Origin of the sequence: Streptomyces sp. NPDC102490, assembly GCF_044765285.1 — a bacterium.
Lineage (GTDB): Bacteria > Actinomycetota > Actinomycetes > Streptomycetales > Streptomycetaceae > Streptomyces.
Map to the genome: position 1 here is coordinate 248,861 of NZ_JBIWJU010000001.1, position 14,080 is coordinate 262,940.

13 protein-coding genes and 2 tRNA genes are annotated in these 14,080 nt (G+C 70.8%); 6 read left to right on the forward strand and 9 right to left on the reverse strand.

Annotated features, from left to right (window positions below; all coding sequences use genetic code 11):
- Positions 1 to 78: 78 nt before the first annotated feature.
- The 3 genes from ACIRGB_RS01145 to ACIRGB_RS01155 all read left to right on the forward strand — a co-directional run bounded on the left by ACIRGB_RS01145 (position 79) and on the right by ACIRGB_RS01155 (position 1,181).
- Positions 79 to 486, forward strand: a complete 408-nt coding sequence (locus ACIRGB_RS01145) for a cyclic nucleotide-binding/CBS domain-containing protein (RefSeq protein ID WP_403857272.1) — start codon at positions 79 to 81, stop codon at positions 484 to 486.
- A gap of 150 nt (positions 487 to 636) precedes the next feature.
- Entirely contained in the window at positions 637 to 1,053 is a 417-nt protein-coding gene (locus ACIRGB_RS01150; protein WP_052840785.1) for a Fur family transcriptional regulator, read from the forward strand.
- Positions 1,054 to 1,107: 54 nt separating this feature from the next.
- Positions 1,108 to 1,181: transfer RNA gene (locus ACIRGB_RS01155), tRNA-Met, on the forward strand.
- A gap of 90 nt (positions 1,182 to 1,271) precedes the next feature.
- On the opposite strand, the gene ACIRGB_RS01160 is transcribed toward ACIRGB_RS01155, so the two are convergent.
- The 3 genes from ACIRGB_RS01160 to ACIRGB_RS01170 form a co-directional block, all read right to left on the reverse strand.
- Positions 1,272 to 3,101: a tetratricopeptide repeat protein gene (locus ACIRGB_RS01160; protein WP_403857275.1), complete on the reverse strand. Its 1,830-nt coding sequence runs from the start codon at positions 3,099 to 3,101 to the stop codon at positions 1,272 to 1,274.
- A 231-nt stretch (positions 3,102 to 3,332) separates the two neighbouring features.
- Positions 3,333 to 3,406 (reverse strand) — tRNA-Met (locus tag ACIRGB_RS01165).
- Positions 3,407 to 3,493: 87 nt separating this feature from the next.
- Positions 3,494 to 6,496 carry a UPF0182 family protein gene (locus tag ACIRGB_RS01170; RefSeq protein ID WP_403858170.1) on the reverse strand — a complete coding sequence of 1,001 codons (3,003 nt, stop codon included), beginning with the start codon at positions 6,494 to 6,496 and terminating at the stop codon, positions 3,494 to 3,496.
- 164 nt (positions 6,497 to 6,660) lie between these two features.
- Here ACIRGB_RS01170 and ACIRGB_RS01175 point away from each other — a divergent pair, with 164 nt between their 5' ends.
- On the forward strand, positions 6,661 to 7,203 hold the full coding sequence (locus ACIRGB_RS01175) for a PPA1309 family protein (protein WP_403857278.1): 543 nt from the start codon (positions 6,661 to 6,663) through the stop codon (positions 7,201 to 7,203).
- 46 nt (positions 7,204 to 7,249) lie between these two features.
- On the opposite strand, the gene ACIRGB_RS01180 is transcribed toward ACIRGB_RS01175, so the two are convergent.
- From ACIRGB_RS01180 to ACIRGB_RS01195, 4 genes are all read right to left on the reverse strand, one after another.
- Positions 7,250 to 8,344: a PDZ domain-containing protein gene (locus tag ACIRGB_RS01180; protein ID WP_403857281.1), complete on the reverse strand. Its 1,095-nt coding sequence runs from the start codon at positions 8,342 to 8,344 to the stop codon at positions 7,250 to 7,252.
- Between the two features lie 76 nt (positions 8,345 to 8,420).
- Positions 8,421 to 8,585, reverse strand: a complete 165-nt coding sequence (locus tag ACIRGB_RS01185; protein WP_007444545.1) for a hypothetical protein — start codon at positions 8,583 to 8,585, stop codon at positions 8,421 to 8,423.
- Positions 8,586 to 8,726: 141 nt separating this feature from the next.
- Complete coding sequence (locus ACIRGB_RS01190) at positions 8,727 to 9,185, reverse strand: molybdenum cofactor biosynthesis protein MoaE (protein ID WP_403857284.1); 459 nt, start codon at positions 9,183 to 9,185, stop codon at positions 8,727 to 8,729.
- A 107-nt stretch (positions 9,186 to 9,292) separates the two neighbouring features.
- Positions 9,293 to 10,414 (reverse strand): SDR family oxidoreductase, encoded by a 1,122-nt coding sequence (locus tag ACIRGB_RS01195; RefSeq protein ID WP_403857287.1) that lies wholly within the window; start codon positions 10,412 to 10,414, stop codon positions 9,293 to 9,295.
- A 192-nt stretch (positions 10,415 to 10,606) separates the two neighbouring features.
- Between ACIRGB_RS01195 and ACIRGB_RS01200 the strand changes: the two genes are divergently transcribed.
- Both ACIRGB_RS01200 and ACIRGB_RS01205 read left to right on the forward strand, forming a co-directional pair.
- Positions 10,607 to 12,049 (forward strand): zinc-dependent metalloprotease, encoded by a 1,443-nt coding sequence (locus tag ACIRGB_RS01200; protein ID WP_403857290.1) that lies wholly within the window; start codon positions 10,607 to 10,609, stop codon positions 12,047 to 12,049.
- The gene (locus ACIRGB_RS01205; RefSeq protein WP_403857293.1) at positions 12,046 to 12,561 is read left to right on the forward strand and encodes an NUDIX hydrolase; all 516 of its coding nucleotides are present in this window, start codon (positions 12,046 to 12,048) and stop codon (positions 12,559 to 12,561) included. Before ACIRGB_RS01200 ends, ACIRGB_RS01205 begins: the two co-directional genes overlap by 4 nt.
- Positions 12,562 to 12,620: 59 nt before the next feature.
- On the opposite strand, the gene ACIRGB_RS01210 is transcribed toward ACIRGB_RS01205, so the two are convergent.
- Both ACIRGB_RS01210 and ACIRGB_RS01215 read right to left on the reverse strand, forming a co-directional pair.
- Positions 12,621 to 13,376, reverse strand: coding sequence for an AIM24 family protein (locus tag ACIRGB_RS01210; protein ID WP_403857296.1), 756 nt, complete (start codon positions 13,374 to 13,376; stop codon positions 12,621 to 12,623).
- Positions 13,377 to 13,393: 17 nt separating this feature from the next.
- Positions 13,394 to 14,074 (reverse strand): AIM24 family protein, encoded by a 681-nt coding sequence (locus ACIRGB_RS01215; RefSeq protein WP_403857299.1) that lies wholly within the window; start codon positions 14,072 to 14,074, stop codon positions 13,394 to 13,396.
- Positions 14,075 to 14,080: the final 6 nt, after the last annotated feature.

Sequence of the window (14,080 nt, forward strand, 5' to 3'; positions counted from 1 at the left end):
CTCTGAGAGTTCCCCCACTTGTGAACTTGTGAATCCATGAACTAACTCATGGATCACCGGCAGGAGGTGGCTCCACCCATGCTCGTCCGAGAAGTCATGAGCAAGGTCGTCCTCACCATCGGTCCCGCCCACACGCTCCGCCAGGCCGCCGCCTTGATGTCCGCCCGCCGCGTCGGCGCGGCCGTGGTGCACGACCCCGACGCCGACGGCATCGGGATCCTCACCGAACGCGACGTCCTCGTCTCCGTGGGCCGGGGCCAGGACCCGGACACCGAGCGCGCGCACGGCCACACCACCACCGACGTAGTCTTCGCCGCCCCCACCTGGACCGTGGAGGAGGCGGCGGGCGCGATGGCCCACGGCGGCTTCCGCCACCTCATCGTCCTGGACGGCGGCGAGCCCGTCGGCATCGTCTCGGTGCGCGACATCATCCGCCACTGGGCACCGGCGCGCGCCCCGCACCACGCTCCGGCGGTGACCGCCTGACGGAACGACGAACGGGCCGGACCCCCGCACCGGGGCTCCGGCCCGCCGCACCCCGGAGACGAGGGCGGCGTAGACATTGTCTAAGTCAATCAAGCTTCCAAATTCACACCTGTTCGGGACCTGGTCCCCCTTGCTGCTAGGCTGATGGGTATGAGTGACCTTCTGGAACGGCTGCGCGGGCGCGGTTGGCGCATGACCGCGCAGCGTCGGGTGGTGGCCGAGGTCCTCGACGGCGAACACGTCCACCTGACGGCCGACGAGGTGCATTCCCGGGCCGTGGACAGGCTCCCCGAGATCTCCCGGGCGACCGTCTACAACACCCTGGGCGAGCTGGTCTCGCTCGGCGAGGTGCTGGAGGTGGCGACGGACAAGCGCGCCAAGCGCTACGACCCGAACGCGCACCGGCCGCACCACCACCTGGTCTGCGCCCAGTGCGGGGCGATCCGCGACGTCCACCCGACCGGCAACCCGCTGGCCGACCTCCCCGACTCGGAGCGCTTCGGCTTCACGGTGTCGGACGTCGAGGTGACGTACCGCGGCACCTGCCCGAACTGCGCGGCGGCGTGAGCGGAGCGGGATTTGCTTCTCGTCTTCGTATTGACGTAGTGTTCCCTTCATCGACGCGGGGTGGAGCAGCTCGGTAGCTCGCTGGGCTCATAACCCAGAGGTCGCAGGTTCAAATCCTGTCCCCGCTACTGAAGACCGAGGGCCGGAATCCGAAAGGATCCCGGCCCTCGGTGCATGGCCCGGGCACCCTTCACAAGGCACCGAAGCTCAGCGCGGCGTCACGCCGACAGCTCCTGCCGCAACGCGTCCCGCAACCGCGCCGCCCGCTCCCCCACCTCCGCCGGCCCCAGCGACACCGCCAGGTCCGCCCACCGCTGCCCCTCCGCCAGCTCGCCCCGCCGCGCGAACACCAGCGCCAGCCGCAGCGCCGCCCGCCCGTGACCGGCGTCGGCCGCCCGCCGCCACCACACCACGGCCTCCGGCTCGCTGCCCTCGCGCGCCAGCAGCAGCCCCAGGTTGAACGCGCCGTTGCGCGACCCGGCCTCGGCCGCCTCGCGGTACCACCGCGCCGACTCCACCACGTCCCCGCGCGCCGCGGCGAGCATCCCCACCCGCACCTGGGCCCGCCGGTGCCCCTGGGAGGCCGCCCGCTCGTACCACTCCTCGCACTCGGACTTGTCCTGCGCCGGCTCGCCCAGCTCGTGCGCGGGCGCGGGCGGCCGGCGCGCGTCCAGCACCGTCGCCAGCCGGTACGCGGCCTCCGCGCTGCCGCCCCCCGCCGCACAGCGCAGGAACCGCTCCGCCTCGCGCTCGTCCCCGTCGCGCAGCCGTGCCATGCCGACCTGGAGCGCCGCCTCCGTGTGCCCGGCCGCCGCGGCCCGCTCGTACCAGCGCAGCGCCGCCCGCTCCTCGCCCCGCCCGGCATGCAGGATCCCGAGGTTGAAGGCGGCGTCGACGCTGCCCGCCTCGGCGGCCTTGGAGAACCACGGCTCGGCGCCGCTCTCGTCCCCGGCCCGCAGCAGCAGAATCGCCAGCGCGTTGGAGGCCTCCCGGTGCCCGGCATACGCCGCCCGCCGGTACCACTGCTCGGCCTGCGCGGTGCGCCCCTGCTCGGCGCAGAGCAGCCCGAGGTTGTACGCCCCGTTGTCGTCACCGGCGTCCATCGCGGCCCGGTACCAGCGCTCCGCGGTCTGCGTCTCGCCGCGCTCGGCGTGCAGCGCGCCCAGGGCGTTGGCGGCGTTGCCGTCGCCGTCCTGGGCGGCGCGCAGCCACCACACGGCGGCGCTCTCGGTGTCCCCGGCGTCCCGCAGCAGGAAGCCGAGCGCGCAGGCGGCGCGGGCCTCGCCGTCCTTGGCGGACGTGAGGTACCAGCGGCCGGCCTCCTTGAGCTCGCCGCGCCGCTCCAGGATCGTCCCGAGGTGCAGCGCGCCCCGCCGGTGACCGCGCGCGGCGGCCTGCCGGTACCACTGCTCGGCCTCGTCGGCGAGCGCGGCGGTCTCGTCGTCGCCGTCCCGCCCGGCCCGCCGGTCCAGCGTCCGGGCCAGCCGATACGCCGCCTCCCGGTGCCCGCGCTCGGCCGCGGCCCGCATCCACCGCTCGGACCCGGTGTCGTCGCCGCGGTGCTCCAGCAGGTCGGCGAGCGCGTAGGCGGCCAGTACGTGGCCCTGTTCCGCGGACTGGCACAGCCAGTACTCGGCGGCGGGCTCGTCCCCGCGCTCGCGGAAGTGCCGGCCCAGCGCGTGCGCGGCGGCGGCCGATCCGGCGACGGCGGCGATACGCCACCATCCGGCGGCCTCGTCGGCGTATCCGCGCTGGTGCAGCAGGACGCCCAGGTTGTTGGCGGCGGCCCGGTCGCCGGCCGCGGTGGCGGCACGCAGGTGGGGCTCGGCCCCGTCGAAGTCGCCGCGGCGCAGCAGCATCGCGCCGAGCACGCTCATCGCCTCGACGTCACCTCCGTCGACGGCGAGTCGCAGCCGCACTTCCTCGGCGGCCTCGTCGGCGGCTTCCTGAGCCTCGTCCGCGGCGTCCTCCTGACCCGACTGCTGACCGGACGGCTGCGCAAAACGCCCTGTCCCGAACAGATTTGCCATGTCCCCCATAACGTCCATCGTCGCACCACCCGCAACCTCGGTACATCCGGTATACCGCAGTCAGTGAGGTCACTTCAGCGTTTTGTCGACATGCCCACAGGGAGACAAGTCAAACACAGAAGTGCCCAACTCCCCTTGGCGGCACGGCCGTCGTGTCCTTCGGGACATGCGTTCGCACATCACGAAGGCCCGGATTCCTTTGAGGAATCCGGGCCTTCGTGGTCGCTCGCACGTAGCTCACGACTTCAGTAGCGGGGACAGGATTTGAACCTGCGACCTCTGGGTTATGAGCCCAGCGAGCTACCGAGCTGCTCCACCCCGCGCCGTTGTGTTCACAACCCTAGCACGGCGCGGGATGGGCCTTGACCAGCTCGAACGCCCGACGCGGACGCCCGGCGCGGGGCCGGCGGTCAGCCGGTGTCCGAGCCTGCCCCGGCATCACCGGTCGGCGTCGCGTCCGGACTCGCCTTGTCGCCTCCGGCCTTGTCCCCACTGTTCTTGTCGCCGGTGTTCTTGTCGTCGCCGTTCTTGCCACCGGCGTTCTGGTCGGCCTTGGCCTGTGCGTCCTCGGCCCGCTGGAGCGCCTCCTCGAGGTCCTTCTGTGCCTCGGCGTACGCGGCCAGGTCCTTCTGCTCCAGGGCCTTCTGCCCGGCGTCGAAGGCCTTCTGCGCATCGCTCAGCGCTTCCCGGACCGTGGGGTTGCTGGACGTCGGTGGCGGTTCGGTGGTGTCGTCGCCCTCGTCCGGTGGCTGCTCGTTCTCGGCGGCCTGGGCTCCGAAGACCTTGTTCAGGGCCGCGTCGAGCGTGTTCTCGAAGGCGGTGTTGCCGCCGTAACTCACCAACACCTTGCGCAGCAGCGGGTACTTGAGGTCGCCACCGCGCACGTACACGGGCTCGACGTACAGGAGTCCGCCGTCGAGCGGCACCGTCAGCAGGTTGCCGTACTCCACCTCCGAGTCGCCGCCTCTCAGCAGCCTGATCGACTCGGCGATGTCCTGTTCGGAGTTGAACTGGCTCTGCACCTGTTTGGGTCCGTCGACGGTCGTGCTCGTGGGCAATTTCAGGATTCTGATCTTGCCGTAGTCACTGGTGCCCGCCTCGGCGTCGACCGCCATGAACGCGCTGAGGTTGTCACGCCCGTTGGGTGTGAACGTCGTCGTCAGCGAGAAGGCCTGCGCCTTCTGGTCCGGCATCTTCATGCTCAGGTAGTACGGCGGCACCGCGTCGCCCGACTTGTTGGTCGGGTCGTCCGGCACCTGCCACACCTCGCTGCCGCTGAGGAACGTGTTGGCGTCCTTCACGTGGTAGCGCGTGAGCAGCTCGCGCTGGACCTTGAACAGGTCCTGCGGATAGCGCAGGTGCGCCATCAGCTCCTTGGAGATCTCGCCCTTGTCCTGCACCGTGTCCGGGAACGCCTTCATCCAGGTCTTCAGGATCGGGTCCTGGGTGTCCCACTGGTAGAGCTTCACGTCACCGCTGTACGCGTCGACGGTCGCCTTCACGGAGTTGCGGATGTAGTTGACCTGGTTCTGCTGGGCCACCACCGCGCGCGAGTTGTTGTTGGCGGTCAGCGAGTCCGCGGTGGTGTCGCCGAGCGTCGTACGGGAGGCGTACGGATAGCCGTTCGTCGTCGTGTACGCGTCGACGATCCACTGGATACGGCCGTCCACCACCGCCGGATAGGCGTCGCCGTCGATGGTCAGCCAGGGCGCGACCGCCTCGACGCGCTCCTTGGGGGTGCGGTTGTAGAGGATCCGCGAACCCTCGCCGATGGCACCGGAGTAGAGGATCTGCGGCTCGCTGAACGCCGCCGCGTACGCCGCCCGGTTGATCGGGCTGGACAGGTCGACCCCGCCGTCGCCCTTGTAGCTGAACGTCTTCTCCCCGGTGTCGTCGGAGTAGTCGATCTCCTTCTGGGGACCGCCGACGATCGAGTAGGTGGTGGTCTTCTCGCCGTAGTAGACCCGCTGCTCGTAGGTCCCGAGGTCGCCCTCGGACGGCAGGTCGGACTCGGTGAAGACCGGGCGTCCCTCGGAGTCGACCTGGGTGCCCTTCGCCGCGACCACGCCGTAGCCGTGGGTGTAGCGGAAGTGGTTGTTGATCCAGTTCTTCTTCGGGATGCCCGCCAGGTTCAGCTCGCGCAGACCGATGACCGTGTCCTGGTCCTTGCCGTCCTTGGCGTACCGGTCGACGTCCAGGTTGGTCGGGAACGCGTAGTAGTTACGCATCTGCTGGAGCTGCTGGAACGTCGGCGAGATGATGTTCGGGTCCATGATCCGGACGGACGCCGCGGCATCCGCGTCGTCGCGGAGCTTGGTCTTGTCCTTGGTCTCGCTCTTGCCCGGGTACTCGGTGACCTGGGTGCCCTCGATGCCGTACGCGTCGCGCGTGGCCGCGAGGTTCTTCTCGACGTACGGCGCTTCCTTGGCCTGCTCGTTCGGCTGGACCTGGAACTTCTGGACCAGCGCCGGGTACAGGCCGCCGATGAGGATCGCGGAGAGCACCATCAGGCCGAAGCCGATCACGGGCAGCTGCCAGGTGCGCCGCCACAGGGTGGCGAAGAACAGCAGGGCGCAGATGACCGCGATGCAGAAGAGGATCGTCTTGGCCGGCAGGTAGGCGTTGGCGTCGACGTACCTCAGGCCCGTCCAGTTGTCGGTCGCCTTGAAGTCGCTGGACTTCACCGCGAGGCCGTACCGGTCGAGCCAGTAGGCGACGGCCTTGAGGGCGACGAAGACGCCGATGAGCACCGACAGGTGCCCGGTGGCGGCGGCCGTGGCGCGCGCGCCGGGGCTGGTGACGCGGAGCCCGCCGTACAGGTAGTGGGTCAGCGCGGCGGCGATCACGGAAATGATCACGGCTGCGAAGCCGAAGCCGAGCAGGAACCGGTACCAGGGCAGGTCGAAGGCGAAGAAGGCGACGTCCAGCTTGAACTGCGGGTCCTTCTGCCCGAAGGGCACGCCGTTGACCCACATCAGCCAGGTGCGCCACTGACCGGACGCCGAGGCGCCGGCGATCAGGCCGACCAGGGCGGTGATGCCGAGCAGCAGCCACTTCTTGTACGGGGCGATGCCCATCCGGTACCGGTCGAGGTTCTGCTGCTCCATCGACATGGCGCTCAGCGGCGGGCGCAGGCGGTGGGCCAACCAGATGTTGAACCCGACGGCGAGCGCCATCAGCAGGCCGAAGACGAAGAAGAGCCCGATCTTGGTCCACAGGGTCGTCGTGAACACCGACGAGTAGTGAACAGACCGGTACCAGAGCCAGTCCGTCCAGAATCCCGCGAACATGGTGAACGCCATGGCGAGCACGGCGAGGACACCAAGTGTCAGCAGCAGGGTTCGGACACGCCGGGACGGGCGGCCCACTCTGATCCGCGGCCCCGACGGGGGGCCTCCGCCGCGGTCCGGCATCTGGAAAGCCAAGGTGCGCACCTCGAAGTTCGCTGTTGATCCGTCAGGCCCTCGGGTTCGCGGGCCCCCCGTGCGCCCCGGTGATCGCGGGCCCACACTTATGCAACTTACTCATCGTTTACTCGGTTCCCGATTCGGGCCATGAACGAGGCAGGATTGTGACCATGTCCAACACCCCCATGGCAGCGAGCCCCCTCACCCGGGCCGTACTCGAGATCGACGAGTACGTCTCCGGCCTCGGCTGGGACCAGCCCGCACGCCTCTTCGCACTTGTCGACACCGCACGACTGAGGGCCGACCAGCCCTCCCTCGCGGACCGGCTCGGTCTGCGGGACGAGTCGGAGACCTCCGGCCTGACCCCGATCGAGCAGGACGAGATTCCAACGGACCAGGCGCTCGACGAGTTCCTGGGCACCATCGCCTGGCCCGACTCCGTGGTCGGCTGCGCGCTCGCCGTGGAGCGGCTGATGCTGCCGCCCTCGGCCGAGGCCCAGGTGCCTGCGGGCCTCAACGAGAAGAAGCTCGCGCAGTGGGTGGCGGAGCACCCGGACCGTCAGGAGGTCCGCATGACGGTCGCGGTCCTGCGCGACGGCGCCCGCGACTCGGCCCTGCGGCTGCGGGAGAAGGACACCGCCACGGAGGTCCTCACGGGGCGTGACCTGGTGCCGGGTCTGGCCGAGGCGCTGACGGCGACCTTCGAGGAGTAGACCCGCCGGACACCGGCCGCCGGGGCGGACGGCTGGGCCGCAAGGGTCAGCCCTCCGTGCACTTCGGCAGGTCGGCGGTCTTTCCGGAACGGATGTCCTTCAGCGCGCCGAGGGCGTCGTCGATGGTGTCGACCTTCACCAGGGTGAGCCCGTCGGGGGTGTCCTCGGCGGCCGCCGCGCAGTTGTCCGCGGGCGTCAGGAAGTACTGGGCGCCCTTGTCGTGCGCGCCGATGGTCTTCATGCCGATGCCACCGATCGGGCCGACCTTGCCGCTGTCGTCGATCGTGCCGGTGCCGGCGACGAACTTGCCGCCGGTGAGGTCGCCGGGGGTCAGCTTGTCGTAGATGCCGAGGGCGAACATCAGACCGGCGCTCGGGCCGCCGACGTCGGCCAGCTTGATGTCGATGTCGAACGGGAACGTGTGGTCGGTCCCGGCGCTGATCCCGACGACGGCGCGCTTCTCGCCGGCGTCGTCGGAGGTCTCCGTGGTGATCGTGACCTTCCGCGTCTTCGTCGCCGTCCGGCCCTCCTTCTCCGCGGCGGCCTGCTCCTTGGCGGGCACGATCGTGAAGACGGTGTCCTCGCCCGGCTCGTGCTTGGTCACCAGCTCGGAGACGTCGGTGGGCTTCTTGACGGTCGTGCCGTCCACGGCCTTGATCACGTCACCGGCGTGCAGCCTGCCCTGCGCGGGGGAGTCCTTGACGACGGCCGAGACGACCACCCAGGACTTCACCGGGATGTCCAGCGCCTTCAGGGCGGCCACCTTCGCGGTCTCCTGGGACTGGCTGAACTCCTCCGCGTTCTCCTGGGTGGCCTCTTCCTCGGTCTTGCCGTCCGGGTAGAGGGTGTCGTGCGGCACCACGCTGTTGTCGTGCGCCAACCAGCCGTAGACGGCCTCCACGAGGTTCATCCGGTACTCGGCGCTGGTGACCCGGACGGTGGTCATGTTCAGGTGACCGCTCGCCTCGTAGGTCTTGTGGCCGGAGATCTGGAGCACCGGCTCGCCGTCGTGGTCCCCCAGGGTGTTCACCGTCGGCCCGGGTGACATCTCCGAGTACGGCACGGGGATGAACACACCCGCGCACAGGAGCGCGATCAGCATCAGGGTGGAGGCGAGCATCGTCGCGGTGCGGCGTGGCATGGCACGACAGTACGGGACGCGGCTGTCGGAACACCGTCAGGGCGGGGTGGCCGTCGGGTGCCCGTCGAGGCGCCGGTCAGGCACCCGTGCGGGGCTTCTCCATGGCCTCGCGGAACCGGGCGTACCCGTCCAGTTCGGGACCGTCGCTCCGCGCCTTGCGGGTCCGGTTGGCCCAACTTCCCCACAGGCCCGCACCGACAGCGGCCACCAGCGGAATGAGCAACCAGGCAAGCGCTGCCATGCCGACCTCCCAACCCCATGAGCGTCCGCGACTGACTGATCAGCAGATTAACCATTCGCAGTGACAACGCTCACGCCGGGGGGCGGGTTACGCAACCCGAGCCACGGGCGCAACGCCGCGTCCGCCACCGGGCCGAAGGCGCTAGGCACCCACCCATTCGTCGGTGCCGTCGGAGAACGTCTGGTGCTTCCAGATCGGCACCTCGTGCTTCAGGTCGTCGATCAGCTTCCGGCAGGCGTCGAAGGCCTCGCCCCGGTGCGGGCAGGACACGGCGACGACCACCGCGAGGTCCCCGACCTCCAGATCCCCCACACGGTGCAGCGCCGCGAGCGCCCGTACGGGGTACTCCGCGACGACCTTCTCGGCGATCCGCCGCATCTCGGCCTCGGCGCTCGGGTGGCAGGAGTACCCGAGCCGGTCGACGTCGGTGCCGCCGTCGTGGTTGCGCACGGTCCCCACGAACAGCGCGGTGCCGCCCGACGCGTCGTCCCCGACCGCGCGGAAGACCTCGTCCACGGACAGGGGTGTCTCGCGGATGCCGATCAGCTTGACGGGGTCCGCTGCGGCCCGCTCACCGGGGTGATCGTTGGTGGTTGCCATACGCCCATCGTGCCCCACGCCGCGGACGGCGCGGAATAGCGTGATCGCCCGTTACGCGCGCGTGGCGCGTTGGAGCCTCCTACGGAGGCCGCCGGCCGGGGTCCGGCTCAGATGCGGCGCCGGGCCTTGCGCGCGCGGCGCACCACCGCGGCCGCGCCCAGCAGCGCCACGGTCGCGCCCGCGGCCCCCGCCGCCGTCGCGTCCTTGCGCCCGAGGCGCCGGCCGGCCACCGTGTGCCGCCCCGCGACCTCCTCCAGCAGCTCCGCCAGGACCTCCTCGTTCGTGTGCTCGGGACGCCATCCGGCATCGTGCAGGCGGCTGCCGCTCACCACCCAGGGGTACATCGTGTACGCCAGGTCCCCCGCCGGGGAGGGCGTCAGTCCGATCCGGTGCAGCCGGGCCGCCGCGCCGAGCGCGACCGCGGAGGGCAGCTCCATGCGCCGGATGCCGCTCAGCTCCTCGACCTCCTCCTGCTCCAGCCAGCCGTCGCATCCGACGGCCAGCTCACCGTCGGCCTTCTCCAGCACGGCGTACTCCAGGGCGCTGCACAGGTCGTCGACGTGGCAGAACTGCCAGGCGGGCCGCGAGCCGGCCACGACCAGCAGCCGGGGCGACTCGAAATACCTGGTCAGCGCGGTGTCCATGCCGCCGACCAGCACGGCGGGCCGTACCACGGTCACGTTCAGGCCGGGGTGCGCCCGGGGCGCGCGCCGCGCGAGCCGCTCGATCTCCAGCAGGTCCCCGACGCCCGTGGCCTCGGCCGTGGCGCGCAGCTCGGCGTCCTCGGACAGCGGCAGCTCGTTGTCCGGGAGGGCGCCGTAGACCATCGCGGAGGTGCACAGCACGACCCGGTGCACGCCGGCCGCCGCCGCGGCGGTCAGCACGGTCTGCGTCCCCCGGACGTTGTAAGCCGTCCGGGCGGCCGCGTCGGTCTCCAGGTCGAGGTCGAGCGCCAGGTGCACCACGACGTCCGCACCCCGCAGTTTCTCGGCGATGGCCGGGTCCCGTACGTCCAGGATCTGCCACTCGGCCGCCTCGCACTCCCCGCGCCGTTCGTCGATGGCCACGACCTGTCCGACCTCGTCGGACGCGGCGAGCCGCGCGGTGAGCAGGGCCCCGACCCCGGACGCGGCTCCGGTGACCGCGACGACGGGTCCGCGCGCGCCGGGGCGGGCGGAACTGGTTGACTGGTTTCGCGCTGCGCGAACCTGTGGATCTGGGGAACTCACCGGGCGTCTCCAGAGGTTGTCTTCAGTACGAGCGCGAGCGACGCGTGCGTACCAGGTGGCATCCATCCTGCCGCAGGCCGTCAGTCGGCGAAGCACCGAGGCCCGATCGGCTTCGGGTGTCTACGCTGGGTGGTGAAGTCGGGCAGCCGTGCCGCCGGAAAGAACCGGCGGCCTTACCAGCCGAGGAACCCCGTGAGTGACACCCCATTCGGATTCGGCCTTCCGCCGGAGGAGCCGGACGACGGCGACGAAGGCAAGAAGAAGGACCAGCAGAGCGGCGGTGGTCAGGGACCGGCCAACCCGTTCGGTTTCGGGATGTCCGGAGCCGGAGGCCTGGGCGGCCCCGGCGCGGACAACCCGTTCGCGGCCATGTTCGGTTCCATGAACCCCAACGACCTGGGCGCCGCGTTCCAGCAGCTGGGCCAGATGCTCTCCTACGAGGGCGGCCCGGTGAACTGGGACATGGCCAAGCAGATCGCCCGCCAGACGGTCTCCCAGGGCACGCCGGACGGCCGCAAGGACGCCAGCGTCGGTCCCGCCGAGCGCAATGCCGTCCAGGAGGCCGTGCGCCTGGCCGACCTGTGGCTGGACGACGCGACGGCCCTGCCGTCCGGCGCGGGCACCGCCGTCGCCTGGAGCCGCGCGGAGTGGGTCGAGGCGACCCTGCCCGCCTGGCGCGAGCTGGTCGACCCGGTCGCCGAGCGCGTCGGCAACGCCATGGGCGATGTCCTGCCGGAGGAGATGCAGGCCATGGCCGGCCCGCTGATCGGCATGATGCGGTCCATGGGCGGCGCCATGTTCGGCACGCAGATCGGGCAGGCCGTCGGCGTGCTCGCCGGTGAGGTCGTCGGCTCGACCGACGTGGGCCTGCCGCTCGGCCCGGCCGGCAAGGCCGCGCTGCTGCCGGTGAACATCGAGTCGTTCGGCAAGGACCTCGGCGTGCCGCAGGACGAGGTGCGGCTGTACCTGGCCCTGCGCGAGGCCGCCCACCAGCGCCTCTTCGCGCACGTGCCGTGGCTGCGCTCGCACCTGTTCGGCGCCGTCGAGGGCTACGCCCGCGGCATCAAGGTCGACACGGCCAAGCTGGAGGACGTGGTCGGCCAGTTCGACCCGCAGAACCCCGAGCAGTTGCAGGAGGCTCTCCAGCAGGGCATGTTCCAGCCGGAGGACACCCCGGAGCAGAAGGCCGCCCTGGCCCGTCTGGAGACGGCCCTGGCGCTCGTCGAGGGCTGGGTCGACGCGGTGGTGCACACCGCCGCCAAGCCGCGCCTGTCCTCCGCCGACGCGCTGCGCGAGACGCTGCGCCGCCGGCGCGCCTCGGGCGGTCCCGCGGAGCAGACGTTCGCGACGCTGATCGGCCTGGAGCTGCGCCCGCGCCGGCTGCGCGACGCCTCCCGTCTGTGGGCGTCCCTGACGGACGCGCGCGGTGTCGACGGCCGGGACGGTCTGTGGGCCCACCCGGACATGCTGCCGACGGCGACCGACCTGGACGACCCGGACGGCTTCGTGCACCGCGAGCAGCTCGACTTCTCCGAGCTGGACAAGATGCTCGGCGAGGCGGCGGGCAAGCCCGACCTGAAGAAGAAGGACCAGGGCGAGAGCCGGGACGAGACCGAGGGCGACGGCGGCGCGTGAGCCTCCACGACGACGCGGTCCTGGTCCTGAAGGCGTACGAGGGCCAGGACGAGTTGCGGCAGGTCTACCTGGACCATCTCGCGGCGCACCCCGACGGGATGTGGAAGGCATGCGCCGACGGGCACGTCACGGCGAGCGCCCTGGTGATCGACCCCTCGCGCGAGCGGGTGCTGCTGACCCTGCACAAGAAGATGCGCATGTGGCTGCAGATGGGAGGTCACTGCGAGCCGGTCGACGAGACGCTGGCCCGGGCGGCCCTGCGCGAGGGCACGGAGGAGTCGGGCATCGCCGGACTGACCCTGCTGTCCGGCGGCCCCGTGCGGCTGGACCGCCACCCCACGCCCTGCGCCTGGCACCTGGACGTCCAGTACGCGGCCGTGGCTCCCGAGGGTGCCGTGGAGGCGATCAGCGACGAGTCCCTCGACCTGCGCTGGTTCCCGTACGCCGAGGTCGCGGACGTGGCCGACGAGTCGGTCGTCCGCCTGCTGGAGGCGACCCGCGCCCGCCTGTGAGCGGTAAGGGGTGACCGCCCTGGCGATCACCCCTTACCGAACGGTGGCCGTGAGTGCGCTCAGCTCCAGACGTTGCCCTGGTTCTGACCGCGGGCCCCGTGCTGCCCCATGCCGAACTGCGCGGCGGCGCCCTGCCCGATCTGGGCGTTCTGCGGCGGCAGCAGCTCGCTGGGCTGGACGAGCGCGAAGCCGCTGCCCATGAAGCTCAGCTCCCAGCCCTCGCCGGTGCTGCCGCGGCGCCGCCACACCCCGGAGGAGTGCGTCTGGGCCTGCATCTGCACGCGCAGGCCGGTGGACCAGGCGACGATCGCGTCGGCGTCGCAGTTGACGTACTTGTCGGGCGTCACCTCCAGGAACAGGGGGGAGCCCGACGTGATCAGGGCGACCTTGCCCCGGCCGGTGATGTTGAGCTGGTACTTCCCCGAGCCGGAGATGCCGTAGAGGCTGTCCACCGCGATGACCTCGTGGTGCAGGGACGAGTCCATCGCGAGCACGTAGCTGCTGTCGACGGTGAGTCCGTCCTGGTCGACGTCGACCACGTGGACGCACTGGGCGAGGTTGGCGAAGTAGACCGTGCCCTGCCCGTGGCAGCGCATCAGGTCCAGGCCCTCACCGGTGTGCGCCCGCGCGCGTGACTGGTTGTTGCTCTGGTACTCGGCGTCGAACTCGACGAGCCCCTGGTAGGCGACCATCGTGCCCTTGCGGGCGAGCACGTCGTCGTGGCCCGTCAGGGCGACGCGGAGCATGTGCTTGTTCTGCAGGCTCCAGGCTTCCTGGGTCTGCTGGTCGTTGTAGGCGAAAATCGGGCTCTGCATGATGTTCTGGCTCCCCCTCAGCCCCGGACCCGGAGGCGGTCGGTGCTGTCCTCGCTGGGCTGGACGACGACGATGCCCTGACCGGAGAAGGCCATCTGGAAGGCCTCGCCGCTGCCGCGGCCGATCAGCGACTGCGCCTTGAAGCTGCGCTTGCCCTTCACCTTGAGGTTCGGGGACCAGGCGACGAGCGCGTCCGGGTCGACGTAGGTCTCGTCCTCGCCGCCGCCGCAGTCGACCACGATCGGCTTGCCCCGGGAGGTGAGCGCGACCCAGCCCTGGCCGGAGATCTTGGTGTTCCACAGGCCCTGCCCGGCGAACTTCGCCAGGCCCTTGACCCGCTCCACGCCCCACGTCAGGTGGGCGTCGAAGGCGAGCAGGTTGGTGGCGTTGACGGAGATCCCGTCGCCGTTGAGGTTGATGACGACGACGTTGGCGCCGTAGTCGGCGAGGTAGAGCAGTCCGTCGCCGGAGCACTTCATCAGGGGCGCGCCCTCGCCGGTCATCCAGTCCTTGGCGATCTGGCGGACGGCCGGCGGGTTCGGCTCGTACTGGACGAAGCCCTCGTAGGCGACCATCGAGCCCACGCGCGCGAGGAGGTCGTTTCCGGTCTGCATGGCGACCTTCAGCATGTGGTTGCCGTGGTTCTCCATGCGGGCGCCGGCGGGTGCGGGAGCGTAGCCCGCGAGCGGCTGGTTCATGTCGGG

Excerpts from the sequence above, each read along its gene's own strand:
- ACIRGB_RS01145 (WP_403857272.1), top strand. The coding sequence starts at position 79 with ATGCTCGTCCGAGAAGTCATGAGCAAGGTCGTCCTCACCATCGGTCCC.
- ACIRGB_RS01150 (WP_052840785.1), top strand. The coding sequence starts at position 637 with ATGAGTGACCTTCTGGAACGGCTGCGCGGGCGCGGTTGGCGCATGACC.
- ACIRGB_RS01160 (WP_403857275.1), bottom strand. The coding sequence starts at position 3,101 with ATGGACGTTATGGGGGACATGGCAAATCTGTTCGGGACAGGGCGTTTT.
- ACIRGB_RS01170 (WP_403858170.1), bottom strand. The coding sequence starts at position 6,496 with ATGCCGGACCGCGGCGGAGGCCCCCCGTCGGGGCCGCGGATCAGAGTG.
- ACIRGB_RS01175 (WP_403857278.1), top strand. The coding sequence starts at position 6,661 with ATGTCCAACACCCCCATGGCAGCGAGCCCCCTCACCCGGGCCGTACTC.
- ACIRGB_RS01180 (WP_403857281.1), bottom strand. The coding sequence starts at position 8,344 with ATGCCACGCCGCACCGCGACGATGCTCGCCTCCACCCTGATGCTGATC.
- ACIRGB_RS01185 (WP_007444545.1), bottom strand. The coding sequence starts at position 8,585 with ATGGCAGCGCTTGCCTGGTTGCTCATTCCGCTGGTGGCCGCTGTCGGT.
- ACIRGB_RS01190 (WP_403857284.1), bottom strand. The coding sequence starts at position 9,185 with ATGGCAACCACCAACGATCACCCCGGTGAGCGGGCCGCAGCGGACCCC.
- ACIRGB_RS01210 (WP_403857296.1), bottom strand. The coding sequence starts at position 13,376 with ATGCAGAGCCCGATTTTCGCCTACAACGACCAGCAGACCCAGGAAGCC.
- ACIRGB_RS01215 (WP_403857299.1), bottom strand. The coding sequence starts at position 14,074 with ATGAACCAGCCGCTCGCGGGCTACGCTCCCGCACCCGCCGGCGCCCGC.